General features: G+C 44.6%; 18 protein-coding genes. 14 read left to right on the forward strand and 4 right to left on the reverse strand.

The features are described from left to right. Nucleotides 1–5,311 (forward strand): Ig-like domain-containing protein (locus tag F8R13_RS08995; RefSeq protein WP_152833807.1); only part of this gene is annotated, 5,311 nt, incomplete at its 5' end. A gap of 57 nt (nucleotides 5,312–5,368) precedes the next feature. Then, nucleotides 5,369–6,718: a Sel1-like repeat-containing protein kinase family protein gene (locus F8R13_RS09000; protein WP_152833809.1), complete on the forward strand. Its 1,350-nt coding sequence runs from the start codon at nucleotides 5,369–5,371 to the stop codon at nucleotides 6,716–6,718. On the opposite strand, the gene F8R13_RS09005 is transcribed toward F8R13_RS09000, so the two are convergent. Then, a complete protein-coding gene (locus F8R13_RS09005) occupies nucleotides 6,701–7,153 on the reverse strand; it encodes a hypothetical protein (RefSeq protein ID WP_152833811.1) in 453 nt (150 codons plus the stop codon). The genes F8R13_RS09000 and F8R13_RS09005 overlap by 18 nt on opposite strands. A 144-nt stretch (nucleotides 7,154–7,297) precedes the next feature. On the opposite strand from F8R13_RS09005, the gene F8R13_RS09010 reads away from it, so the two are divergent. Further along, entirely contained in the window at nucleotides 7,298–7,816 is a 519-nt protein-coding gene (locus tag F8R13_RS09010; RefSeq protein WP_152833813.1) for an adenine phosphoribosyltransferase, read from the forward strand. Between the two features lie 32 nt (nucleotides 7,817–7,848). Continuing rightward, nucleotides 7,849–9,255 (forward strand): diguanylate cyclase, encoded by a 1,407-nt coding sequence (locus F8R13_RS09015; RefSeq protein ID WP_152833815.1) that lies wholly within the window; start codon nucleotides 7,849–7,851, stop codon nucleotides 9,253–9,255. Between the two features lie 39 nt (nucleotides 9,256–9,294). On the opposite strand, the gene argH is transcribed toward F8R13_RS09015, so the two are convergent. Continuing rightward, nucleotides 9,295–10,701: an argininosuccinate lyase gene (gene argH, locus F8R13_RS09020; protein WP_152833817.1), complete on the reverse strand. Its 1,407-nt coding sequence runs from the start codon at nucleotides 10,699–10,701 to the stop codon at nucleotides 9,295–9,297. Between the two features lie 107 nt (nucleotides 10,702–10,808). Beyond that, nucleotides 10,809–11,390, reverse strand: a complete 582-nt coding sequence (locus tag F8R13_RS09025; protein WP_253806410.1) for a thioredoxin fold domain-containing protein — start codon at nucleotides 11,388–11,390, stop codon at nucleotides 10,809–10,811. A gap of 75 nt (nucleotides 11,391–11,465) precedes the next feature. Here F8R13_RS09025 and hemC point away from each other — a divergent pair, with 75 nt between their 5' ends. From hemC to F8R13_RS09065, 8 genes are all read left to right on the forward strand, one after another. After that, nucleotides 11,466–12,404: a hydroxymethylbilane synthase gene (gene hemC, locus F8R13_RS09030; protein WP_152833819.1), complete on the forward strand. Its 939-nt coding sequence runs from the start codon at nucleotides 11,466–11,468 to the stop codon at nucleotides 12,402–12,404. Nucleotides 12,405–12,465: 61 nt separating this feature from the next. Continuing rightward, entirely contained in the window at nucleotides 12,466–13,215 is a 750-nt protein-coding gene (locus F8R13_RS09035; RefSeq protein WP_152833821.1) for a uroporphyrinogen-III synthase, read from the forward strand. 127 nt (nucleotides 13,216–13,342) lie between these two features. Next, the gene (locus F8R13_RS09040; protein ID WP_152833823.1) at nucleotides 13,343–14,680 is read left to right on the forward strand and encodes a hypothetical protein; all 1,338 of its coding nucleotides are present in this window, start codon (nucleotides 13,343–13,345) and stop codon (nucleotides 14,678–14,680) included. A 2-nt stretch (nucleotides 14,681–14,682) separates the two neighbouring features. Further along, nucleotides 14,683–15,864, forward strand: coding sequence for a heme biosynthesis HemY N-terminal domain-containing protein (locus F8R13_RS09045; RefSeq protein ID WP_152833824.1), 1,182 nt, complete (start codon nucleotides 14,683–14,685; stop codon nucleotides 15,862–15,864). Further along, nucleotides 15,854–18,298, forward strand: a complete 2,445-nt coding sequence (locus F8R13_RS09050; protein ID WP_152833826.1) for a fatty acid cis/trans isomerase — start codon at nucleotides 15,854–15,856, stop codon at nucleotides 18,296–18,298. The genes F8R13_RS09045 and F8R13_RS09050 overlap by 11 nt, the downstream gene beginning before the upstream one ends. Nucleotides 18,299–18,412: 114 nt before the next feature. Beyond that, nucleotides 18,413–18,622: a YjfB family protein gene (locus tag F8R13_RS09055; RefSeq protein ID WP_216642619.1), complete on the forward strand. Its 210-nt coding sequence runs from the start codon at nucleotides 18,413–18,415 to the stop codon at nucleotides 18,620–18,622. A gap of 166 nt (nucleotides 18,623–18,788) precedes the next feature. Beyond that, nucleotides 18,789–19,940: a radical SAM family heme chaperone HemW gene (gene hemW / locus F8R13_RS09060; protein WP_152833828.1), complete on the forward strand. Its 1,152-nt coding sequence runs from the start codon at nucleotides 18,789–18,791 to the stop codon at nucleotides 19,938–19,940. 55 nt (nucleotides 19,941–19,995) lie between these two features. Then, complete coding sequence (locus tag F8R13_RS09065) at nucleotides 19,996–22,299, forward strand: AsmA family protein (protein WP_152833830.1); 2,304 nt, start codon at nucleotides 19,996–19,998, stop codon at nucleotides 22,297–22,299. 73 nt (nucleotides 22,300–22,372) lie between these two features. On the opposite strand, the gene trmB is transcribed toward F8R13_RS09065, so the two are convergent. Next, a complete protein-coding gene (trmB, locus tag F8R13_RS09070) occupies nucleotides 22,373–23,116 on the reverse strand; it encodes a tRNA (guanosine(46)-N7)-methyltransferase TrmB (protein WP_152833832.1) in 744 nt (247 codons plus the stop codon). A 110-nt stretch (nucleotides 23,117–23,226) separates the two neighbouring features. Here trmB and mutY point away from each other — a divergent pair, with 110 nt between their 5' ends. Next, on the forward strand, nucleotides 23,227–24,321 hold the full coding sequence (gene mutY / locus F8R13_RS09075) for an A/G-specific adenine glycosylase (RefSeq protein ID WP_152833835.1): 1,095 nt from the start codon (nucleotides 23,227–23,229) through the stop codon (nucleotides 24,319–24,321). Beyond that, nucleotides 24,287–24,559, forward strand: a complete 273-nt coding sequence (locus tag F8R13_RS09080; protein ID WP_152833836.1) for an oxidative damage protection protein — start codon at nucleotides 24,287–24,289, stop codon at nucleotides 24,557–24,559. Before mutY ends, F8R13_RS09080 begins: the two co-directional genes overlap by 35 nt. Nucleotides 24,560–24,622 lie beyond the last annotated feature (63 nt).

A 24,622-nucleotide genomic window follows, 5' to 3' on the forward strand; every position in this document is an offset into this window, starting at 1 on the left:
TGGCAAGCTAACAATCGACGGCAACGGCGTATGGACGCTAGATGCGACCGGCACCAGCTTGACTGACGGCACCTATACAGCGACAGCCACGGTGACAGATGTAGCAGGCAACACAGCCAATGCGAGCCAAGACATCGTCGTAGACACCAGCATAGACAAACCAGTGATAACAAATATCACAGATACTAACGGTGATTATTCTCAAGTGATTATTCATGGTACGGGTGAGCCAGGAGCAACGATAAGTTTGTATAGCCGAGATGGCAGTTCATCTACAGATGCAAATGGTGATGGAAATTTTGTACAAATGCCTACGGGTACTATTACCGTTGATGCTGATGGGAACTGGTCGTTTGATATGTCAGCCTTGCCGAGTAGTTATACAAATACTCCAATTAATGACAACGAATTCTTTAAGGCGACTCAAACAGACGCCGCAGGGAATGTCAGTGCAGATTCTGATTCTGTCCACTACTGGCATGGTGATTGGTCGACTGTAAATACTGAAACTCAAGATGATTATGTCATGATGGGCGGAGGTAACGATACTATCAATATCATTAGCAATGATTCTAACGACAAGTTTGTTGTTGATGGAGGTAATGGAACAGATACGGCTGTATTCAGTGGCAAGTTCTCTGATTATGCATTATCAACTAGCTCAACTGGTAGTTTGATGGTTACAGAAGGCGCTAGTACGGACTCCGATGGAAATGGCGTTGGCGATGTTGATGAGCTTAGAAACATTGAAAAAGTTAAATTTAATGATGGAACTTATGATGTTTCGACGGGCGTATTTACGTTAAATGGCATTAATGTAGATATTGAGCATGATACCGGTACCAGCTCTTCAGATAGAATCACGAATGACAGTACTTTAAAGGTGACTGGGGTGGTTGATGGTGCCACACTTGAATATAGTGTTGATGGCGGTCAAACCTGGACCTCACAATATAATCCTCAAGAAGGTACTAACAATATTTCAGTTCGTCAAGTTGACGCAGAAGGGCACACTTCTGAAAGTTCGAATGTTAGTTTCACTCTTGACACCCAGGCTGGTGCTAATATTGATGTTGATAAAATCACTGGTGATGGTTACTTGACTGCCGCTGAGGCTTCTTCAGGAGTGAAGGTGCCTGTTACAGGCTATGTTCAAGGGGATGCGCAACCAGGAGATGCAATTTCCATTATCTTGGATGGCAAAGTCATTGGAACAGGAAAAGTTTCTTCAGATGTTAATTCAAACGGAGCATACACATTTAGCGTCGATGTTCTTGGTAGCGATTTAGCGGATGGTTCAGGTGTTATTCCTGAATTAAAAGCAACTGTTACCGGTTCGGATGTTGCAGGCAACACTTTCAGTGCAGAGACTACTGAAGTTTATATGAAAGATTTTGTCGCAACGGTATCTATCAATGTTACCGATGGAAATCCATCAGATAGTGATAATGTGATATCTGCATCAGAAGCCACCTCTACTGTTGTTTCTGGAAATGTGGAAGTTGGCGGTCAGGTAAATTCGATAACCATTTCTGATGGAACGAATACTCTGACGATTCCTGCAAACCAAATTACGGTTTACTCAAATGGTAATTATACGGTTAATGCTGATGTTTCTTCTCTGAATGACGGTACGTTGACTGTGAGTGTTGAAGCCAGTGATAAATTGGGTAATGTTGGCACCAATAGCACAACTATTGAGAAAGATACCCATGCTCAGGCGGGAACCGTCACTGTTGATAGCATTACGGGTGACAACATCGTTAATACTGCAGAAGGTGCTCAAACTATCGCTGTGACAGGAACTGCTTCAGGCGGAGATATCAGTCAAGATGATCCTGTAACCATGACTATTAATGGCCATAAATACACCACAGCAGTTGCAAGTGATGGGTCTTGGAGCGTAAATGTCAATGGCTCAGACCTATCTGCCGATACTGATAAGAGTTTCACTGTCAGTGTTGCTTCAACCGACGATGCTGGAAACACTGTAACAAGTACAGCAACACACTCTTATAGTGTAGACGCTACGCCAGAAGCACATGATGATGGAAATGTGTTGGGTAATAACTTGTTCTTAGGGTTGCAAGGTGAATACTATGGTGTCAATACACAACTATCCAGTGTTGAGCAGTTTAGGACTATAGTAGATTCAAATACTGCGGATGCAACATTCAAGGCGCAAAACATTGATTATCAAAAAGGGTCTGGCGATGTTTCACGAGGAACACACCTTCAGAACTTCTTAGGTAGTGATGCAGCGAGTTTAAGTAATGATCCAGGCGATACTTCAGATGGAGGTATCCATTTGTATGGCTCTATTTACTTAGCTGCGGACGACTATAACTTTAAAGTTTACGCTGATGATGGCTATCAAATTTTGATTGACGGTAAACCTGTTGCTGAAGTTGATGGCAACCAAACCTCAACATCAACAACACATGATAGCTTTACGGTTGCAGATTCCGGTTACCATAGCATTGATATTGTTTGGTGGGATCAGGGTGGTGATTATGTATTCCAACCTGAAATCAGTTCAGACGGCGGTCAAACCTATAGTCCATTGGATAATGGAACTTTATTGCCAGAAACAGATATGAGTGGTGTTTATGCTACTCAATCGGGTAATGAAGTTGAAATTGCGACCAGTAGCCTATTGGCGAATGATACCGATGCAGATCAAGATAGCTTATCTGTCACTTCGGTAAGTAATGCCGCTCATGGTCAAGTCACCTTGGGCAATGATGGAACAGTTACGTTTACGCCAGAAAGTGGTTATGTAGGGGTTGCAACGTTTGATTACACCATTTCCGATGGACATGGTGGTACGGATACAGCAACAGTTTCTGTCAACGTTCTTCCTGTGGACAGTAAGCCAGTTGCAACAGATGAAACTCAAACCATGGATTTTGAAGCATCGAATGCGCAGAATCAGTCAACCTCCAATCTGGTGATTACATTGGATGTTTCGGGTTCAATGGCGGAAAGTGCATGTAATTCAAATGAAACACGTTTTGAAATTGCACAGGATTCTCTGGTTAAAACCATTCAAGCGTATGAAGCGCAGGGTACGACGGAGGTCAATCTGACTTTGTTCGGTGGCAATGCTCAAAATATCGGGTGGATGTCTTCGAGCGACGCTATTGACTATATTGAATCTTTAAGCCTAACGAATAATGGTATTTTTGCCGGAAATACAGCGTTGAATATATCAAATTCAACAGATTACAAAGATGCGTTAGACGCGACAAGGGCAATTTCCTTTGACGGTCATTCAGCCGATAAGACTGTGGCGTTCTTCCTGTCTGACGGTGAGCCAACAGATAATAAATATTCTGTTAATGATGACAGTGATCAAACCATTAAAGACTGGAAATCTTTTGTCGATTCAAATGTTGATGAATTGAATGTTATTGGTGTTGGAAATAATGTTTCCGATGATTATTTGGATGTGGTACAGGTTCAGGATGGCAAAGACGCCGTTATCGTTACCGATGAAACACAACTGGCAGATGTCATGACAAGTAATGTGACCTTGTCTGTTTCTGGAACGGTGTCCGATAATGTTACGGGCGGCGATGGCCACATTTCTATTCAGGGTATCCAAGTTGACGGTACGACTTATACATCAACTAACTTCCCTAGTGATGGTGTATCCATTGCAGGAAAAGGAACTTTGACATTTGATTTTTCAACGGGTAATTACACCTACTCAGCAGCGTCTAATGAGTTTACTCAAGATGCTACACCGTCTTTTACAGTCACTGCTGCAGATGCAGACGGAGATACCGCAAACGTCAAAGTGACGATTGATGTAAATGTCGATGACACAGCTTCAGCACCGACATTAACGCTATCAATAGGCAGTGTGGAGCAAGTTGCCGTGACGCAAACGTATGACAATACGCATACGTATAACTTTAACTACTGCTCTGAAACAGAGGTTTACAACCTTGGTGGAACCACGAATTCAGCGACAATTGGTATTGATGATTACAAGGACTCTCACGATGAAGGAAAAGTGATTCTTTATCGCAACGGTCAAGTCGTTGACCAGTTTGAATTGGATGCTTTAACCACTGGTGCGTCAAATACAGCCTATTCATTCGGTGTGACAAGCTCACATGAATTTGACAGCATCAAAATACAATCAGATTCATGGGGTGACTTTACGATTACAGGTGTTTCTGCACAGGTAACACCAGAAACAGTGATTAACAGCGCCCATAATTATTGGCTGAAAGATGAAACCATTACTGGTACAAGCGGTAATGATATTATCAATGTTGGTTCAGGTGATAATAAAACTGTGCTTGCCGGTAGCGGGGACGACACCATTAATATGCCAGTTGGCTGGAACAACTATGGTACGGGTAGCGTCATTAACGGTGGTTCTGGTTCAGATACATTATTTATTGACGACGCTCAACAGGTTGCCCCAACATTGCTATCTCCTAGTGGTTATCGTTATGATATTACAGCAAACACGGATGGTACTTATACGATCGAGAAAATGGGGAACAACTACATCGACCCATCAAAGTGGTGGTCTTTGAACCACTTCAAAGTAACGGTTGATGATGTTGAAAACATCCAGTTCAACAATTCATCAGTAACCATTGGTACATCGCCTAGTGACTCTGGTAACCAATTCAACTATCAGTATGATTTGGATGCTTCAGCAGCCCTTACGGATACTGATGGTTCAGAAAAACTTTCCGATGTGAAGATTTCTGGTTTGCCTGGCGATGGTTCAACCAGCGTTATTGGTACAGGGGTTACTGACAACGGTGATGGTACCTATAGCGTCAAGTTGCAGGATAACGGGACAATGGCTGATGACGTCAAGCTTTCTTCTTCAAGAGAGCTGACTTCTGATGAATTGAACGATGTTCATGCAGCGGTCACTTCAACAGAGAGCAATGGCGGTGATACAGCAACCACAGAGGTGGATGCTTCTGGAGATAACTTCCTGTATGCCGATACCGGAGATGATTTGTTTGTGGGAACCAATCATCCTGATACCTTCAAAGTTGATGGCGATGGCTCAACTACCGTTCAAAACTTTGATGTACAAAATGACGTTCTTGACTTGAGTGATGTCATTGCAGATGATCAAGTTGTGACTCAAGATACCTTATCGCAGTATTTGACGGTTACGCAAACCGATAAAGGTACGGAAGTGACAGTTGATTCGAACGGAAAAGATGTTGCCGGAGGAGAAGTTGCCAACATCATGCTTGAAGGTTTGAACGATTCAAATAATCTTCAAATTCAGATTGATGATAATAAGGTAGACTACAACGACTAAGTCTCCGTTCGTACTTCCCCATGGATGGGGTAATGATTGACGCTTAAAAGGCATGAAATGTCCAGTAATCCATTTGAAAATCAGGTAGATATTACAAAATCCAAGCTATTACAAGACGATAGCTTGGTTTCATCCTATAAGGTTAAGCAAATGATTGAAGATGACAGTGTGTCTCGATGGGTTCGAGTTCTGCATGACATCAGCAATCATTATGCAATTAAGCGAGAAAAAGACCTGCTGATTTATTTGAATCAGTTCAAAGACGACTTTGTTCGTTTTGATGAAATTCGCAAGGTCCAATTCAATTATCTGCAATTTTTCGATTTTGTAGGTAAGCGAACACTGCAGGAGAAAGTCAAGAAAACAGGGGCTCTGTCTGAAAAACAAGCTCGTCACCTTCTTGAAAATATTCTATCCGGTCTAGAAAAACTGCATGGTGTGGGTTTTGTTCATAACAATATTCGACCAGAGTCGATTCTTGTCGGGAAAGATCACTATTACCTTTTTTCGATGGATCATGCGATTCCGATGCTGACCAGCTATGAGTCCGAATTGCTAGTAGGTGATCAACGCTATACCGCACCAGAACGTATGAATGGCCAAGCTTCAGAGGCTAGCGATGTTTACGCATTGGGCTGTATGCTGTATTACGCATTGTCAGGAAAGCATATTTACCGCTTAAGGGCGAATCAAGACCGCTACCAGCAGCTTTATGCTCATGCATTTCACTCTATGTCCAAAGAAAATAGCTTGCCATATTTTTGGCGACAACTGGTTATTTGGATGACGCAGAAACAGCCAGAGAAGAGACCCAACCTGGCAGATTTAAAGCAATGGTTGGTCGATCAGGTTGTGCCTAAGTTTATTCGTGATGAAGTCATTGGACATAATCGAAAATCATCTGAAACACCGTTAGAAGATTTGGCCAATCAACATTATTTGTTTGCACAATTTAAACGGGCGAATGAATATGAAGCTGAAGGTAACCTTGATTCTGCATTTAACCTCTATGAAAATGGTGCATTCCGAGAGTATTCTCGTGCAGAGAACAATTTAGGCCTTATGTACGAAAAAGGTGCACCTATCAAGCAGGACTACTTTAAAGCTATGAATTACTATCATATGGCTTATCAAAAAGGAAACCCTTATGCTGCATACAATCTTGGGCGTATGTTTGAAAAAGGTTTGGGAACCAGTGTTGACTTGAAGAAGGCATTTAAACTTTTCCAGTTTTCTGCACTCAGAGGTCATCGTCCTGCACAGCATAAGATAGGCTCTTTCTATGCGGAAGGGCAAGGCATTCCTAAGAATTTAATTCAAGCACGTTTTTGGTTTGGATTAGCAGCCAGATATGGTTGTTTAGAGTCAGAAAACAGTATCAAGAAGCTATTAACGGCTAGCCTTTGACATACCGACTTTAAAAGATTTTTCTCTGTTCTGTTGTAACAGCAGTTCCGAGAAGTCTTGCAACCACTTTGATAACACATGCATTTCTTTGGCTTGTGTGAACTCCATCAGCTCTTTTAACGTCGCCTGCTTGATTGGGTAGTTGATGCTGCTACATGCGGCTTTGATCAGATAAAAAATCTCATCCTGAGAAAATTTCGGATTTGGCAAGAAATAGGTACTTTTGGCTAAGATAGCTGCATTGATCAATGGTAGCCAATAGCGATCTGAAACATGTTTGGTTGCCAGCAGTTCTTTATCCGGCTCGGTTTTTTCTCTAAGCGCTAGAATTTGACCTAAAGAATAAGTCGACAGCAGTTCCAAAGCCAAATCCCGGGCATTAGGCGGTAATGCCTGCAGTAATGTCTGCTCATAATCGTTTTCCAACAATTCCATAACCAAGTGCCGTATTGATGAGGTTGAAAATAAGTTTTACTGAACAGTAAATAAAAGTTTCTGTTTACGAAACCAGAGTTTATTTCAGAATTATCTTATAGAATATATTTATTCATATTTTATCTTATAAAGAGGTTTGAAGCCATGTCCAACCATTATCTTGCAAAGTATTTAGATGCTGTTCCAGACTTTCCTAAGCCTGGGATTCTGTTTCAAGATATTTCACCTTTATTGAAATCGCATTTTACTGAGACGATTGATGCGATTTCTGCGTTGTTCTCTCATGATGAGTGGCAAGAGATTGATTGCTTGGTTGGTATTGAGTCCCGCGGCTTTATTTTTGCCTCCGCATTGGCTTATAAGCACAACAAAGGGTTTATTAAAGTCAGAAAACCAGGAAAACTGCCCAATGTGAAAGCGAAGAAATCATATGGCTTGGAGTACGGAACAGACAGCCTTGAAATGCAGGCGGGTCAAGGGCAAAAAGTGGTGATTCTTGATGACTTGATTGCGACAGGTGGCTCAATGGAAGCAGCGGCGCACTTATGCGAAGAAGTCGGTTATGACGTCGTTGGTTTAGCTTGCCTGATTGATTTAACCTCCCTAAACAATTTTAATTTTAAAGGAATGGGTGTCCGTTCCGTGATTCAATTCGACGACTAGTTAGACTGGTTTCTGAATAAAAGAGATATTTCATGCAACTGCCTCGACTGACAAACAGTATTTTTCTCGATCAATTCCTTTTCATGCAGCTTATCGGTGTTTTCATCGGTTTGGCGTTTCCCCATTTCCTGGTTTGGTATGGCTTTCATGCAGAAGAAGTTTTGACAATTGATTTTTATATTGTTTCTCAGGTAGCTGGGCAAATTGTCGGTTTGATCAGTTTTCTGTTGATTTCAATGGTTATTCGTCCACATTTGAAGCTTTTGTCGCACAAAATGCAGGATATTGCCAATGGATTGCAGAGCAAGTCTTTTGACGATCATACTTTGAACTGTGAAGAAGGCATGTGTCAGATTGAAGTGTCGTCCAATGATGAGATTGGCGTGAGTGCTCGGGCTTATAACCAATTGCTTGATGCACTAATCAAGTCGCATGAAGTTGAGCGTGTTTTTGGACGTTTTTCCAAAATCATGTCGGAAAATCTCGATTTATCGAAATTGGCGGATGAAACCTTGAGCCTGCTGATACAAACCACCAATTTTGAAGCAGGTGCATTCCTGGTGATTAGGCAGGGAACACTGAATGTAATTGCCTCGCAAGGTATTCTCGACCCAGAAAGTCTTCCCAATCATGATGTCATTGAAAAATGTCTGAAAGAAATTAAAACCAAACGTATTTCTTTGCCGGACAATATTGAGCTGGATGGTGTTTTGACGCACTTCCGACCTTCGGAGATTTTTATCGAACCGATTGAGTTCAAGGGAACGGTTCTTGGCGTATTGGTTGCGGCAACAGGCGCTTATGCGGCGGATGATCATACCGAACAATTAGCGCAACTGTTCAGCAGAAGCATTGGTTTGGCAATCAACAACGCCATGATTCACTCTAAATTCCAGAAATTAGCTGCGGTAGATGGATTGACTGGGGTCTACAACCGCCGCTTTGGGATGGAGCGTCTAAAAGAAGACTTTTCAAGGGCCATTCGCGAGCAGACCAATATGACACTGGCAATGGTTGATATTGATCATTTTAAATCTATCAACGACACTTATGGCCATTTAGTGGGAGATCGTGTCATTAAGATGATTGCCTCGATTATCAAGAACACCGTGCGTGAAGGAGATATCGTGGTACGTTATGGTGGAGAAGAATTTTTGATGATTCTCCACGGCGCTTCCTGTCAAAATGCGTTTAATATTTGCGAACGTATTCGCCATCAGGTGAAAGATACGCTATTCCAAGAAAATAATCAGGTCATTCAGGTCACTGTTAGTGTTGGGTTAGCAGCTTATCCAGAGCAACCGGCTGGCGATGAAATGGAGCTTATTCATAAAGCAGACCAAGCGCTTTATCAGTCAAAAGAAGGTGGTAGAGACCAAGTCGTTAAGTTTGGTGTTTTGCCGAATGAAGCAGAAGAGAAGTCAGAGGTATTGGTTTAAGCTTTAGGCAGTGCGCCCAAAGCTTAAATAGAGAAAGCTTTAGTCAGCTTCATTCAAAAACGCTTTTGCTCTTTGAATAGCTGCTTTAACCTGTCTCGGTGCCGTGCCGCCCAAGTGGTCGCGTGCTGAGACAGACCCCTCAAGCGTTAGCACTTCGAATACATCTTCAGTGATATCCGCATGGAAGCTCTGTAAGGTTTCCAAAGACATCTCTGATAAATCCAATTTGTTTTTCACACCATGTGCCACGGCCAAGCCAACCACTTCGTGTGCATCACGGAACGGTAATCCTTTTTTCACCAAGTAATCTGCCAAGTCAGTGGCTGTCGAGAAGCCATTTTTCGCAGCAGCGTAAGTCATGTCTCGATTAACGATAATGGCTGGCACCATATCCGCAAACGCTCTCAAACTGCCTCTAACAGTGTCAACGGTATCGAACAAGGGTTCTTTGTCTTCTTGATTGTCTTTGTTGTAAGCCAAAGGTTGAGACTTCATCAAAGTCAGTAGGCTGATTAAGTGACCGTAGACACGTCCTGTTTTGCCGCGAACAAGTTCAGGCACGTCAGGGTTTTTCTTCTGTGGCATGATTGAAGAGCCTGTGCAGAAACGGTCCGGTAAATCGATAAACTGAAATTGTGCAGAAGACCATAAAACCAACTCTTCCGAGAAGCGTGACAAGTGCATCAAGAAGGTTGATGCAAAGGCTGTGAACTCAATGGCGAAGTCTCTGTCTGAAACACCGTCCAATGAATTTTCCGAGATGCGGTCGAAACCAAGTAGTTCCGCTGTTAATTCACGGTTAATCGGGTAAGTGGTTCCTGCTAGAGCAGCTGAACCAAGCGGCATGGTGTTAACGCGCTTGCGGCAGTCTTGAAGACGCTCTACATCGCGCTTAATCATCTCGAACCAAGCCATCATGTGGTGCCCAAACGTCACCGGTTGAGCAGTCTGCAAGTGAGTAAAGCCAGGCATGATGGTGTCGGCTTCTTTTGCTGCCAAGCTCAGAATCCCTTGTTGTAGGCGTTTCAGTTCTGGCAAAATCGCATCAATCTCATCCCGCAAGTACAGACGGATGTCAGTGGCAACCTGGTCGTTACGAGAACGGCCTGTATGAAGTTTTTTACCGGTGATACCAATTAGGTTCGTCAATCTGGCTTCGATATTCATGTGAATATCTTCTTGCTGAATAGACCACTGGAACTCGCCGTTGTCGATTTCCTGCTGAATTTGCGCCAAGCCGCGGAGAATGTCGCTCAATTCATCCTGCGTCAAAATACCGGCTTCCGTTATCATTTTCGCATGCGCGATAGAGCCTTGAATGTCTTGTCGATACATACGGTTGTCGAACTGGATAGATGCAGTAAATTCTTCAACGAACGCATCAGTGGCTTCCGTAAAACGGGCGCTGGAAAGTTTGGCAGTATTGACTTGATTGTCCTGATTCATGAAACGTCTTCTTATAAGTCTAAATGTGGTCTAAATTCTAAATAGCGCTATTATACCGGAAGGCGAAGGGTTTTCCGAGTTGCCGAATTTGATGGCCTGTGACAAGGTTAATTCAAGTCTTCCGGCATTGCTGGGATGCGCAAAGGGTTCCCCATTTTGCTGTAGGCAGTGTTTAGCGCTTTATGGATCATGGCGGCATACAGTTCGATATTGGCTATACCGACAAGGCGTGGAGCAACTTCATTGCCATTGCCGTCAATAAACAATACGGTCGGCGTCAAATCGACACCATAGCTTTCTCCCCATTGATCTTTACGGATAGGTTTGCCATCAAATCCTGGAATGGGATTACGGTCATCCAAGCTAACATAGCGCATATACATGTACTTGCCTTCGTAGCGACCACTTAGCATCATCGGGTTGAGAACTTCATCGCGTAGCTGGTGGCAGAATGCGCACCACTCCGCACCGAAAGCCAATAGAATGGGTAGATTCTTCTGTCTTGCTTGCTCGCCAAGTGTCTGCAAATTTTGCAACTCAGGGATGATTTTAAGCTTTTGAGAAGCAGAGGCAGCAGACTCGTTGGCACAGCCTGTCAGCCAGTAAGTAGCGCTCAGGATAAAAACAAAACTGAAAATCAATGTACGCATAAAAGGTTCAAACCCGCTTCTGATTGTTGTAGACATCATTAGAAAAGACTATTTTATCGAAAAAAGTGCGTGAATTCAGTAAAATGGCAACACTCAAAACACACAGGTAGATAGATGAAAAAAACGCTCACCATCGCAACCCGAAAAAGCCCGCTTGCTATGTGGCAAGCAGAATTCGTTAAAGCCGAGTTGGAAAAAGCTCATCCTCACCTTGAAGTGATACTGCTTCCGATGTCGACCAAGGGCGACAAGATTTTGGATGTTCCGCTTGCGAAAATCGGCGGCAAAGGGCTTTTTACCAAAGAGCTTGAAGACCGCATGATGGATGGTGATGCCGATATCGCTGTTCATTCGATGAAAGATGTCCCAATGGAGCTGCCGGAAGGCTTTGCGTTGGGCGCAATTCTTGAGCGCCATGCGCCGACCGATGCTTTTGTCTCCAACAACTACGCCAGCTTTGATGAGTTGCCGCAGGGTGCTATTCTCGGAACATCCAGTCTTCGACGTAAAGCACAGTTGATGGCGAAACGTCCTGACTTAACCGTCAAGGATTTACGCGGAAATGTCGGCACACGTTTAGGCAAGCTTGACGCTGGCGAATTCGATGCAATCGTTTTGGCAACATCCGGCTTGCAACGTTTGGAGTTGGATGATCGTATCCGCCACGAGTTTTCTCCAGAAGTTTGCTTGCCAGCGGTGACTCAAGGTACTCTGGGGATTGAATATTTTGAAAAAGATGCAGAAGTCTTGGAATTGATTCAAGTCCTCAACCATTCCGATACCGAGATCCGTACGCGTGCTGAAAGAGCCATGAATCACCGTTTGGAAGGCGGCTGCCAAGTGCCAATCGGCGTATTTGCTGAATTGGATGGTGACAAAATCCACTTGAAAGGTTTGGTTGCCGAACTGGATGGTTCCAAAGTTTTGACGGCGCAAGCCACAGGCGATATTACTTCTCCTGAAACCTTGGGTATTGAAGTTGCAGAGCAGTTACTGGCACAAGGCGCGGATAAAATTTTACAAGCGGTTTATCAGGACAATCCTCACGCTTAATGCGTCGCTATTCGACTCGAATACATTCGTTTAGCCCGTTTAAATAAAAACAGGTAGCAACATGCCAAAAGCAACGTTACTGAATACGCGTCCCGAAGCTCAAGCTGTTGCTTTGGCAGAACTACTGGAACAAAATGGGTTTGCAAACCTGTTTTGTCCAAGTATTCGCATCGAATCGCTGGATACGCTCCCCCCCAACCTGGCAGATTTTCAAGCCGTATTTTTCGTCAGCGCCAATGCGGTTAAACAGCTTGCGGCAAGTTGGCAGGCAGCGTTTGGCAAGCCTTTGTCTTTACCTGAATCCCTGACTTGTTTTGCCATAGGCAAGGCAACGGCAAAGTCTTTACAGGCTTTGGGCATTGATGCCAAAACGCCACGAGACAAGTTCGATACCGAAAGTTTAATGTCGGATTTATCTGATGAAAGCTTTCAGCAAACTCAATGCCTAATCGTTAAGGGAGAAGGTGGGCTACCGGACCTGGCCGAGACGCTCAAGCAAAGAGGAGCGAATGTGGAAGAATGGATCGGCTACCGTCGGGTCGCTGCCGGATTCTGCCGTGAGTCGTGGCGAGCATTTAAGCAGGCGGATTATCCTGTCGTGCTTGCCAGCAGTCTGGATGCTTGGAAAAGCTTAGTGGAAGTGATTCCACCAAGCGAAAAGCAATGGTTGTTTGCACAGGACTTGCTGGCATTTAGTGAACGTATAGCGCAGAGCATCAACGATGAAGGCTGGCAAGGCAAGCTGAAAGTCATCAATCCGCAAAGTAATGACGGTATTGTGAAAGGGCTGGAAAGCTTATTGAGAGTTTAAAGCGTCTCGGCTAAACTGATTAAATATTAGAATAACATCACACTCTGTAGTTGATTTGCCATAAGGGTAAACAATGAGCCATTGGCAAACAGGGGTGCATAAAGAACGATTGAGGGATAGGAAACACATGAGTCAGGACAACGAACCTATTACGCCAAAAGCGAATCATCGGGTCATTGATGCCGAGCCGACTCGCCGCCCCAATTCACATTTCAAAGCTTCGGATGACGCTAAGCAGTCGGATGAACCTTTCAAGACCAAATCCTCCTTTTTCGTCCGCCTGTCTTCCGGGTTGACGCGTTTTTTTCAAAAACTGGGCTGGGTGTTTTTGATTTCAGTTGTCGGACTGTTGGGATACCTTTCTTGGGCAAACAACCAAAATGACTGGCAGATCGAACATATCAACACGCTGCAAGCGCAAGTGGGTCAGCTTAAGTCCGATTTGAAGTCACTTAAGCAACAGCAAGTTGAGTTAAGTCAGTCGGTTGATGCAAAAAAAGGGCTGACGCAAGAACAGCAAACACAAATTGAGTCTATCGCCTTGCTTGAATCAAAACTGGATACCTTGCAGCAACAGGTCAATGAAGCCCAATCAAAGTCGCTTTCAGGTCAAGCAGCGACTCAAACAACACCAAAAGAGAGTGCACCAGCTACTGCTGCGACCGAAAATGCAGAGGCAAAAGCAGAGTTGACGCAATTGTCGCTTGATGTTCAAGAAATGAAACGCCAGTTGGCAAAGCTCAACAACGGTCAAGCACGCTTGGTTTCTGAAAATACACTGCTAAAAAATCAACTGGCAGAAAGCCCGAGCACTTTATCCGCAAACCAGCTTCAACATTGGGCAATGCAGATCAATACTGATTGGATGCTGACAGGGGATCAATACAAAACCTTGAATGCATTGGGAGTGCTGCAAAAAGCCGTTGAACAGTCGGATTTGACCGAAAAATCGTCTTTACTCACGCAGATTGCGTTGGATCAACAATCATTACAAAACCAACTTAATGTACCCTCTACCGAAGCGGCATCACGGGCTATTGTCAAACTTAGAGCATGGATTAAGCAGTGGAAGCTGGTGGAGAAAACATCGTTAGTGACCACGACAAGCCTGCCAGATGGCGTTTCACATGAAACGGGCGCGCAGCAAACGGTTTGGCAGAAGCTACAACAAAAGCTGTTGTCTCTATTCTCGGTACGTAAGCGTGACGGCGACGAAGCATTGACCCAAGTCGAGAAGATAGCTCAGCAGGAAGTGATTAAGCAACGTTTTGAGTTGTTACTGGATCGCTTGGACTGGGCAATGGTGTCGCATTCGCAATATCAGCTCCAATCCAGCCGTGATGCGATGACGCATTTTGTTGAAAGCCAGCTTTCTGAAAATAAAGCAGCGTTTGATAGCTTGTTTCAGCCTGTTGCCAGTTTGCAATTTCATGCACGTCAACCGTTGAAAGTGGTGGGAGGCTGAGCATGGGCAAACTCCTTAAATGGGTTGTCTTTCTTGTCATTGCAACGGTGCTGACTTCTTTGGCACTGCAAGATAATGGTCGTTTATCGATGGTCTGGCACGACTGGGTTATCGAAACCAGTCTGTCTTTCGCAATCGTTTTAGCGATTATTGTCATATTGGTGTTTTATTTCCTGATCAGGCTGTGGGCATTTTTTGTTCACCTACCTAAGCATTGGCGAGAAAGGCGTGCGCTTAAACGCCAAAGCAAAGCCGGAAAAACCTTGACCAAAGGGATGATTGCTTTGGAATATGGCGATTGGAAAATGGCCGAAAAGCAATTGATTAAAAGTGCCAAAGATTCTCCAACCGGCTTGGTCAATTATCTCAGTGCTGCGAAGATGGCGCATAACCAGAATGCACCTGATCGCCGTGATGACTACCTTTCTCAAGCCAGAGCCCATTATCCAGAAGATTACGACACCATTGGCTTGGTGGAGGCTCGATTGCTTGGTGATAGCGAACCTCATAAAGCACAAGCGATTTTGAAGACGCTTGTACGCCAGCAGCCAAAAAATAAAGTGGCGCTAGCTGAGTATGCCCAGCTTTTGGAAAAGCTTGAGGATTGGCAGATGCTGGGTGATATTTTGCCTCAATTAAGAAAACTGTCTGCCATCGAAAAGTCCGAATTACAGCGGTTGGAAACTCGCCTGATCGCCGGCAAGGTGGCCACCGCTGAAAATGAAGCGGCACTGGAGTCTTTGTGGTCTTCTCTCTCTGCGAAGCAACAATTACAGTCCGATATTCTGGCGGAGTTTGTTGAGCAACGCATGGGCTGGGGAATGGAGCAGGGGCTTGCCGAGCGCATTGCCAAAAGCTTGAAGCAGCAATGGAGTGATCGTCTAGTCTATCAGTATGGACGCATTCAGTTCGGTCCCGCATTTGACCGTTTCAAAACGGCAGAAAACTGGTTAAAAGGGCGTGAAGAAAATCCGGTTTTACTGCTCACATTGGGACGATTGGCATGTATGAGTCAATTTTGGGGTGCGGCACACGCTTATTTGAAACGTAGTTTGGCCTTGCAGCCTGAAATCGAGACCTTTCATGTGTTAGCCAAGTGCTATGAGGCGGAAGGATTGGAGTCAGAAGCCGCTTTGACTTACAAAGAAGCCATCCTTCAGCTGGAAAAAAAGAATGAGAGTTAGTCGCGTTAGTAATCGATTAAAAGGGCTAATCAAAACAGGTTTGTTGGCGATAGGATTATTTTCGATTAGTTTGCCGATTTTTGCCGAATCCAATATGGTCGACAAGATTGATTATGGGCAGATTCGTGCCATTCTTGAAAAGCGTTGTATTGTCTGCCATGGTTGCTATGACGCCCCTTGCCAATTAAAGCTGTCTTCTTACACAGGGGTTGCTCGCGGGGCGAGTAAACAAAAAGTCTACGATGGCGAACGTATTACCAATGTAGCGCCGACACGGCTCTTTATTGATGCTCAAACCACCGAAGAGTGGCGTCAAAAAGGGTTTTATTCGGTATTGTCTGCCAAGCGCCCTGAAGATTCGGTGCTCTACCGTATACTTAAACTTAAACAAAAACATCCTCAGCCGACATCCGGCCGTTTGCCAAATGATGATGAGTTAGGACTTGGCCGCAAAGACTACTGCCCCAAATCGTCGGAATTTGATGACTTTTCCAGTAAACACCCGAATTGGGGGATGCCTTATGCCATGCCAAATTTGCCAAAAAAGGAGTATGAACAGCTTTTAGCTTGGGCAAAGTTGGGGGCACCCGGAGAGCTGGATAAACTGAACAATCCAGTGTTATCGCCGCTGGCAATTCATTATGAAGCCTTCTTAAATCAGGACCCCTTAAAATATCAGTTGATGGGTCGTTATGTCTATGAGCACTTATTTCTAGGGCATTTACATTTTTCCGATACGGGTGACCGGACTTTCTATCAACTGGTTCGTTCAAAAACGCCACCGGGAATGCCGATAGAGTTGATTCCATCCGTGCGACCCTATGATAACCCGCACGTTAAGCGCGTCTATTATCGACTGCGTCCAGTGACCTGGGCCATCGTGCAAAAAGATCACCTTGTTTACTATGTGGATAATAAAACTGAGAGTAAGTATCGTGCATGGTTTATTGACCCGCTATATAAGCTCAATCGCTTGCCGGGTTATGACCCTGTAAACTCAACCAATCCGTTTAAGATTTACGCCAAGGTGCCAGCAATGGGGCGCTATCGTTTCCTGCTGGATCAAGCGCAATTTATTATTGGTGGTTTTATTAAGGGTCCAGTGTGCCGAGGGCAAGTGGCGCTGAATGTCATAGAAGACCGCTTTTGGGTGATGTTTTTCGATCCCAAGCATGATGTCATCAGTCATGACACGCGGTTTCTTGCCAGACAAGCAAACAATCTGAGACTGCCGAGCGAAGAGGGTACGGAAACCTTCCGCATGCTGGCAACCTATACTAAATATCAAAACCGCCAGAAACTCTATCTGGAAGCCAAGAAAAAAGAATTATTGCGAACCAAGTCTCGACAGAAACATGATTTTGGCCTGATTTGGAAGGGCGATGGTCATAATGCCAATGCGATTTTGACAATCATGCGCAATCAGGATTCGGCAACAGTAATAAAAGGCTTCTATGGTTCGGTACCTAAAACGGCCTGGGTACTGGATTATCCATTGCTGGAGCGTATTCAGTACCTGTTGGTCTCGGGTTATGACGTCTTCGGTAATATCGGTCATCAGCTCAATACCCGTTTATATATGGACTTTCTGCGTATGGAAGGCGAAAACAATTTCCTGAGTTTCATGCCGAATGACAAACGTGAGTTAATGCGCAACTTTTGGTATCGCAATACACCGGAAGAGTTGTTTAGAGATAAACTGCAAGAGACCAAGACGGACATTACCTACCATGCAAATTTGGGCATAGAAGCGATTGCCAGTGTTTTGCCTGAAGCTCAGGGTAAGTTGCTGGCTAAATATAAACTATCCGTTCAGAAAGACGCTACAAAGGTGCAGGTGCATCTTTTGATGCAGGATTTCTTCCAGCAGCTATTTGAAAAGTTCGGGCACTCGTCGGTATTGAATGAAGACCCTATCAACCGACAACTCGATAAAACGCAGTCACCATTTCAGGAAGTTGAGGATGCCAATCCTGAAGACTCTGTGTTGAAAAAAATGAAGATTCTGGCGAGTTACCATGGCGAAGGCGTTTCGGCATGGCCGGATGTCTCTTTCTTGCGCATTAATAAGAAAGACGGCACCAAGGCCTATTTCACACTGGTACTGGATAAAGGTTTCTACAATGTCACTTCTCTGCTTTTTGATGAACAAAATAGAGTAAAAGATGAAGATGCGGTCACGGTGTTGTCCGGTTTGAAAGGGAGTTATCCGAATATGTTTTTTGATGTGAACGAATCGGATCTGAAAAATTTCCTGATATTGGCGAAAGCTGTTTCCAACCAACATGGTCTTTCACGTTGGGTGGAAATGTTCGGTATTAGAAGAACATCGACCAAATTCTGGCCGTTTTTGGATGATTTGCATCGTGAAGCCAAGCAAGAAAATCCTATCCAATTCGGGCTGTTCGATTTGAACCGTTATCGTAACGATTGAAATCTTTCCTTCAAAAAAAGAAAAACTTTTCTAAAGTCTCAATCAAGTCTGCCGATATTATATTTGCTAAGGTCTGTTTTTAATGTTTTGACTTTGGTCTCGAAGGAGAGAATTATGGATATTTCACCTAACCAAGCGGTCTCCATGGCAATGACCATGCAGCAAGGTCAGGCGCAGCAAGCAGCACAGATTTCGATGTTGAAAAAGTCGATGGATATGCAATCGCAAGGCGCATTGGCGTTGATTGAATCTTTGCCTTCCGCAACCCCTTCTACCCAAGGGTTGCCGCCAAATCTTGGTAATAACATCAATACCACGGCATAACTAGATTTAAAGATTGCAGAGCCAGATCTTGTTACCATGCTAACCGGGCGCAATGGCGCCCAGTTATTTTCAGATTCTTAACCGACCTGCGCTCATTCTCAAGCATTCATTCGCAGTAAATCCGTTAAAATTAGCCTCTAAATTTTGTTCAGATTAGAGGTGTCGTTTGAACTTTACCCAACCTTTGCCACTCAGCCTGTATGTGCATTACCCTTGGTGTATCCAGAAGTGTCCTTATTGTGATTTCAACTCGCATACGCTCGGAAAAAACCAGGAACAGGCTTATCTTGCGGCAATGATTCGCCAACTGGAGCAGACTTTGCCCAGTATATGGGGACGTCCGATTCAATCGATCTTTTTCGGGGGTGGCACGCCCAGTTTGATTTCCGAAGCTGGACTGGACAGCTTTCTTTCACAGCTAAGAGCGTTATTGGGGTTTTCCCCAGAGATTGAAATCACGTTGGAGGCCAATCCCGGCACTGTGGATTTCGAGAAATTTGCAGGATTCCGCCAGGTTGGGGTCAATCGATTGTCAATGGGCATACAAAGCTTCGATGACGAAAAACTGAACACCCTAGGTAGGATTCATTCCTCTGATGAAGCTTACCGAGCCGTAGAGGCGGCTAAAGCTGCGGGCTTTGAAAACTTCAATCTCGACTTGATGTTTGCACTTCCCAACCAAACGCTTGGGGAGGCGATGGCAGATGTTGAAACAGCGATTTCGCTGGCACCGCCGCATCTATCGCATTACCAACTGACGCTTGAGCCTAATACGCCCTTCTATAAAAATCCGCCGGTTTTGCCGGAAGAAGACCTAGCTTGGGAAATGCAGTTGGCCTGTCAGAAAACTTTAAGAAATGCAGGGTATCATCATTATGAAGTTTCCGCCTATGCACAACCAAGACATCAGTGTAGTCACAATTTGAACTACTGGCAGTTTGGTGATTACATCGGTTTAGGTGCGGGCGCTCATGGCAAAATTACGGACGCCCCTCAGGGCAAGATCTGGCGCACACAGATGCCAGCGTCTCCGGGTGGTTATATTCAGATGATCACCGATGGAAAGATGGGTAAAACAACGGAAGTCAGTGATGAAGATGCGGTTTTTGAATTTATGTTGAACGCTCTACGTTTACAGGATGGCGTTCCATTGGAATATTTTTCATTAAGAACCGGTCTATCACAGCAAAAGATTTCGGCGCAACTGGAAAAGTTGACGGAAAAGCAATGGTTAGCACCAAGCGAAGATACTTTGAAACTGACCGCAGAAGGTCAACGATTTCTAAACGATGTATTACAGGCTTTTTTGTTAGATTAGTTCTAATAGATTAGCGGTCACGAGAACACCTCTCTAGGTTGATGAGAGGTGTTCAATGCAAAGATTTGAGGCAAACATGGCGCAAGAAAGCGAAAACGAAAAAAAATTGGCAAAGATGGAAGCGACTGAGATAAGCGATGCTGAAGCTTGTGAAGCGGGCGATAAGATTGCCTGCGTCAAAGGATATCTGAATCAACGTTACGCCGATAAGCACCCATTCTTCAAATGGTTCAGACGCCTGTTTATGGTGTTTTTGATACTTCCATTGCTGATTTTTTTGGGCTTTTGGGGGGCGATGCACTTTGTAGACTTTAACCAGTACAAGCCCGCAATAGAAAAGGAATTCTTCGATAGAACCGGACAAAAACTCGAAATTTCGGGTGATGTAAAAGTTTCAGTGATTCCTTTTGTACTGTCTATTCACGAATTAAATATCAAAAACCCAGAAGGGTTTGCTGCCAAAGACGATTTGGCGCAAATCCAAGCAGTGGAAATGGAGTTGTCGCTGTGGGACTTATTTATCCATCGCCACTTGTCGATCAAAGGGTTGGAGGTCGAGCGACCAGTCATCAACCTGATCACCAATGCACAAGGCAAAACCAACTGGCATTACTTCCAGAAGATTGCCGGATTGGAAATGAAGTCCATTCGCCAAGGTTATCGAAATGTTGCCTATATCCCTGAAGCCAATGCGAAGCTGTTGCATGTTGTGGATGCGCCAAGTGTTCAGAAAACGAGCCATCGCTGGCAGTTGAAAACCTTGATTTCGCAAAATGCGAAAATCAACTGGATTAATGAGCGAGCCAATAAAAGCTATCGTTTGAGAGATTTCGATGTGATGGCATTTGATGTGCGGCCGGATCATTTGATTAACGTGATTACCGAATTTGACTATGCCAGCGGGCAATCACCGGCCAAGTTCCATGTGAAACTTACTCAAAAACTCAAGATAAGCGCAGACTTGAGTGATTGGCAATTTTCAGACTGGCAGGGCAATGCGGTGATGAGATTGCCAAGGGATATGAAAGTGCCTTTGGTGCAAATGGAAACCAGCGGTAAGCTACTGGCTTGGAACCAAGCGACCAAACAATTGAGTGTTCAGGATGCCACCTTGTCGTCATTGGAAAGTTTTGTAAAACTGAGCATGACGGGCAATTATGGCGCTTCCCCTTATATGAAGGGGCAGCTGACGTCGAAGAATATCCAACTTAAGAAATGGCTTCGTCATGCAGGAATTGCATTACCGGATTTTGTCGATAAGAATGCTTTGACCAAATTGTCTTTAAGCTTGGATTGGGAACAAACCCCAGAACAGTTAATGGTTGATAACCTAGACATGAATTTGGATGGCTCGCAAATCAAAGGTAAGCTCTTTACACGGGCGCAAGCGGGCAATGATGTCCCTGAGCTACACTTTGACTTGGCGGTGAATGACCTCAACCTTGAAGCCTATCGTGCTTATAAAGACAAAACCAGCAAGGCCGTGGAAAAGAAAACCACGGATGCGCCTGCCGATAAAGCAGCATCAAGCGTCTCGGAACAATCAACACAATCGCCAGAAAAAGAGACTTTCTTGCCGATTGGTCTTCCGGTGAAGACCTTGAAAAAACTCCATGCAGAGGGGCAGTTGACCTTTAAGAACTTCCAGTCCTGGGGACTCAAATTCGACCAGGGTAATCTGACCCTGTTGGCGGACAAGGGGCGCATTGATATTGCACCTTTGGATGCGGATATGTATCAAGGACATTTGTCGTCAAAACTGATGATCAATGTTGATAGTAAAACGCCGAGCTATGAATGGTCGGGCAAAATGGAGCAGATTGCGCTGAAACCTTTCCTGACAGACGGTTGGCATTATTCAGACTTGAGTGGCGATTTTAATACCTGGTTTGATTTCCAAACTCAGGGGGTGAATGCTTATTTGCTAAGGCAGAATATGAACGGTCATCTGGAGACGCGAGTGACTTCCGGTAGTGTGACAGGGTTTGACTTGAATAAACTATTGGCCGGTGAAGGGTCAAAACCGGCAGATAAAACGCAATTCGATAAACTGACGTTTGAAGGTGAGATCAAGAAAGGCACGTTGGATTTCAGAAAATGTAATCTCAATAGTGAGCGTTTCAGCAGTATTTGTGTCGGGCAGCTCAATTTACCCAAGGGTCAAATTGGTGCCAAGCTTTTCACAACCTATCAAAAACCACCTGGAAACTTAAGCAGCCTGAAGGGCATAGAAGTGCCTGTGGTGCTCAAAGGCCCGTTGAATCAGATTCAATGGTCGGTGGATATGAAACGTTTACTGAACTCGCCTGCGAATCAGCAGAAGTTGTTGAACGGCTTGCAGCAGTTGTTTGCGAAGTAATCTAATACCCCCAACCTGGCAGATTTTAAGCAAAATCTACCAGGTTGGGGGTCAAACTCGCTTTGAGTTGAGATTAGAGATCTAGCTTTTCAAAGATCAGATCCCAAACACCGTGACCTAGACGATGACCACGTTGCTCAAACTTGGTCAGAGGGCGGTAGTCCGGGCGAGGCGTGAATTGTCCTTCACCAGAAATGTTGCGGTAATCTTCTGCTTGTGACATAACTTGCATCATCTGTTCAGCGTAATCTTCCCAATCCGTTGCCATGTGGAAATGTCCGCCAACTTTCAGATGTGAAGCGATGGTTTTGGCAAAAGCTTCCTGTAGGATACGTCGCTTTTTGTGTTTGGTCTTGTGCCATGGGTCTGGGAAGAACAGATAAACGCCTGACAAGCTGTTTTTGGGAATGCGTTGGGCAAGCACTTCAATGGCGTCGTCATTGAAGACACGTACATTGGTTAATCCTTTTTCACCCACCAACTTTAGCAATGCGCCAACGCCTGGACGGTGCACTTCTATCCCAATATAGTTTTTGTCGGGGTTGGCTTCTGCCATGGCGGCAAGGCTGTTGCCCATGCCGAAACCGATTTCGATAATCGTGTCTGCTTCACGACCAAACAGTGCCGTCAAATCAAGCAGCTCTGGCTTAAGTTCTAGTCCGAATTCTGGCCAGTAAGCATCAATGGCATTCTGTTGTGCCTGAGACAAGCGACCTTGTCGCAATACAAAACTTTTGATTCTGCGCTTATGTGGGGTATCTTGTTCGTTTGCTGCTGTTGCTTCCGAATCGGTCGGGCTTAGGCTGTCTTCATTCATCTTTGTCAGTTACAATAGTCAGTAAAAATTAAGTAGCGCCATTATATCAAAAACCCTTAGATAAAAACCCTGTCGAATGCCGGGTATTGAAATTGGTGGAAGGTCAGTTCATGCAAGTCAACAACGCACAATCGCAGAGTCAGTCCAGCCGTTTTGCCGATCTCCTATTGGCGTGGTTTGATGTTTCCGGTCGTCATGATTTGCCTTGGCAACATCCTAAGTCGCCTTATCGGGTTTGGGTTTCCGAAATCATGTTGCAACAAACGCAAGTGCAAACGGTGATTCCATACTTTGAACGCTTTATGTCGGCATTTCCAACAGTACAGGATTTGGCGGCAGCTTCGCAGGATGATGTGCTGTCGCATTGGTCAGGCTTAGGTTATTACGCGCGAGGGCGAAACCTACATAAAGCGGCACGAATTATCGTAACTGAGCATGGCGGCGAGTTTCCCAATTGTTTTGATGAGATTGTCGCTTTGCCGGGAATCGGGCGCTCAACGGCCGCTGCGATTCTCTCTATTGCCTTTAAACAGAAATATGCGATTCTGGATGGCAATGTCAAACGTGTGCTGAGTCGTTATGATGCGATTGACCAATGGCCGGGGGAAAAGCAAACAGAGACGAAGCTGTGGCATAGAGCAGAAGACTTGATGCAAACTGAACGAGCGGATGACTATACACAGGCGATTATGGATTTGGGGGCGACGATTTGCCGTCGGACTCGACCTTTGTGTCGTGAATGTCCGGTAAAGGCCGACTGCCAAGCGCTGAAAGCCGATAAGGTCACTGCTTACCCTGTTTCAAAACCGAAAACACAAAAGCCAACACGGCAAGTCGTGATGCTGATGGCACTGGATGGAGAACGGATTTTTTTGCAGAAACGTCCTCAAACCGGTATTTGGGGAGGCTTGTGGAGCCTGCCCCAGTTTGATAATGACGCGCAGCTAAACGCTATTTTGCCTCAAGCAGGTGAGCAAGTCGGTTCGCTGGAGGCGTTGCCTGAATTCAAGCATAGCTTTACTCACTACCATCTCATCATTCAACCTAGAAAGATTGAGGTGGATGCCAAGGTGTGGGGGCTGGCGGGTCAATGGATGAATTTACCACAGGCGTTGGCGATGGGATTGCCCGCGCCAATTCGAAAACTAATAGAAAAAACGGAGAGCAAACATGTCAAGAATCGTCAACTGCGTAAAAATGGGTGAAGAGCTGGAAGGATTGGATTTTCCGCCTTTTCCGGGAGAGCTGGGTAACAAGATTTTTGAAAATGTTTCAAAAGAAGCATGGAAGCAATGGTTGGCACACCAAACGATTTTGATTAATGAATATCGCCTTTCAAGCTTGGATCCTAAGGCGCAAAGTTTCCTAAAAGAGGAGATGCAAAAGTTCTTATTTACCGGTGAAGATGTCGATATGCCGGAAGAATTCAACGCTGTGAAATAATGTTTTAAGTCTCTAAGAATTATCATGGCGTCTATACCATTTCTCTGGAAATGGGATTATGAT

The sequence above is a fragment of the Hydrogenovibrio sp. JE_KL2 genome (assembly GCF_009296185.1).
Taxonomy (GTDB): Bacteria; Pseudomonadota; Gammaproteobacteria; order Thiomicrospirales; family Thiomicrospiraceae; genus Hydrogenovibrio.

What these genes read in the sequence shown, in the direction of transcription:
- F8R13_RS09000 (WP_152833809.1), top strand. Translation starts at nt 5,369, where the DNA reads ATGTCCAGTAATCCATTTGAAAATCAGGTAGATATTACAAAATCCAAG.
- F8R13_RS09005 (WP_152833811.1), bottom strand. Translation starts at nt 7,153, where the DNA reads ATGGAATTGTTGGAAAACGATTATGAGCAGACATTACTGCAGGCATTA.
- F8R13_RS09010 (WP_152833813.1), top strand. Translation starts at nt 7,298, where the DNA reads ATGTCCAACCATTATCTTGCAAAGTATTTAGATGCTGTTCCAGACTTT.
- F8R13_RS09015 (WP_152833815.1), top strand. Translation starts at nt 7,849, where the DNA reads ATGCAACTGCCTCGACTGACAAACAGTATTTTTCTCGATCAATTCCTT.
- argH (WP_152833817.1), bottom strand. Translation starts at nt 10,701, where the DNA reads ATGAATCAGGACAATCAAGTCAATACTGCCAAACTTTCCAGCGCCCGT.
- F8R13_RS09025 (WP_253806410.1), bottom strand. Translation starts at nt 11,390, where the DNA reads ATGATGTCTACAACAATCAGAAGCGGGTTTGAACCTTTTATGCGTACA.
- hemC (WP_152833819.1), top strand. Translation starts at nt 11,466, where the DNA reads ATGAAAAAAACGCTCACCATCGCAACCCGAAAAAGCCCGCTTGCTATG.
- F8R13_RS09035 (WP_152833821.1), top strand. Translation starts at nt 12,466, where the DNA reads ATGCCAAAAGCAACGTTACTGAATACGCGTCCCGAAGCTCAAGCTGTT.
- F8R13_RS09040 (WP_152833823.1), top strand. Translation starts at nt 13,343, where the DNA reads ATGAGTCAGGACAACGAACCTATTACGCCAAAAGCGAATCATCGGGTC.
- F8R13_RS09045 (WP_152833824.1), top strand. Translation starts at nt 14,683, where the DNA reads ATGGGCAAACTCCTTAAATGGGTTGTCTTTCTTGTCATTGCAACGGTG.
- F8R13_RS09050 (WP_152833826.1), top strand. Translation starts at nt 15,854, where the DNA reads ATGAGAGTTAGTCGCGTTAGTAATCGATTAAAAGGGCTAATCAAAACA.
- F8R13_RS09055 (WP_216642619.1), top strand. Translation starts at nt 18,413, where the DNA reads ATGGATATTTCACCTAACCAAGCGGTCTCCATGGCAATGACCATGCAG.
- F8R13_RS09065 (WP_152833830.1), top strand. Translation starts at nt 19,996, where the DNA reads ATGCAAAGATTTGAGGCAAACATGGCGCAAGAAAGCGAAAACGAAAAA.
- trmB (WP_152833832.1), bottom strand. Translation starts at nt 23,116, where the DNA reads ATGAATGAAGACAGCCTAAGCCCGACCGATTCGGAAGCAACAGCAGCA.
- mutY (WP_152833835.1), top strand. Translation starts at nt 23,227, where the DNA reads ATGCAAGTCAACAACGCACAATCGCAGAGTCAGTCCAGCCGTTTTGCC.
- F8R13_RS09080 (WP_152833836.1), top strand. Translation starts at nt 24,287, where the DNA reads ATGTCAAGAATCGTCAACTGCGTAAAAATGGGTGAAGAGCTGGAAGGA.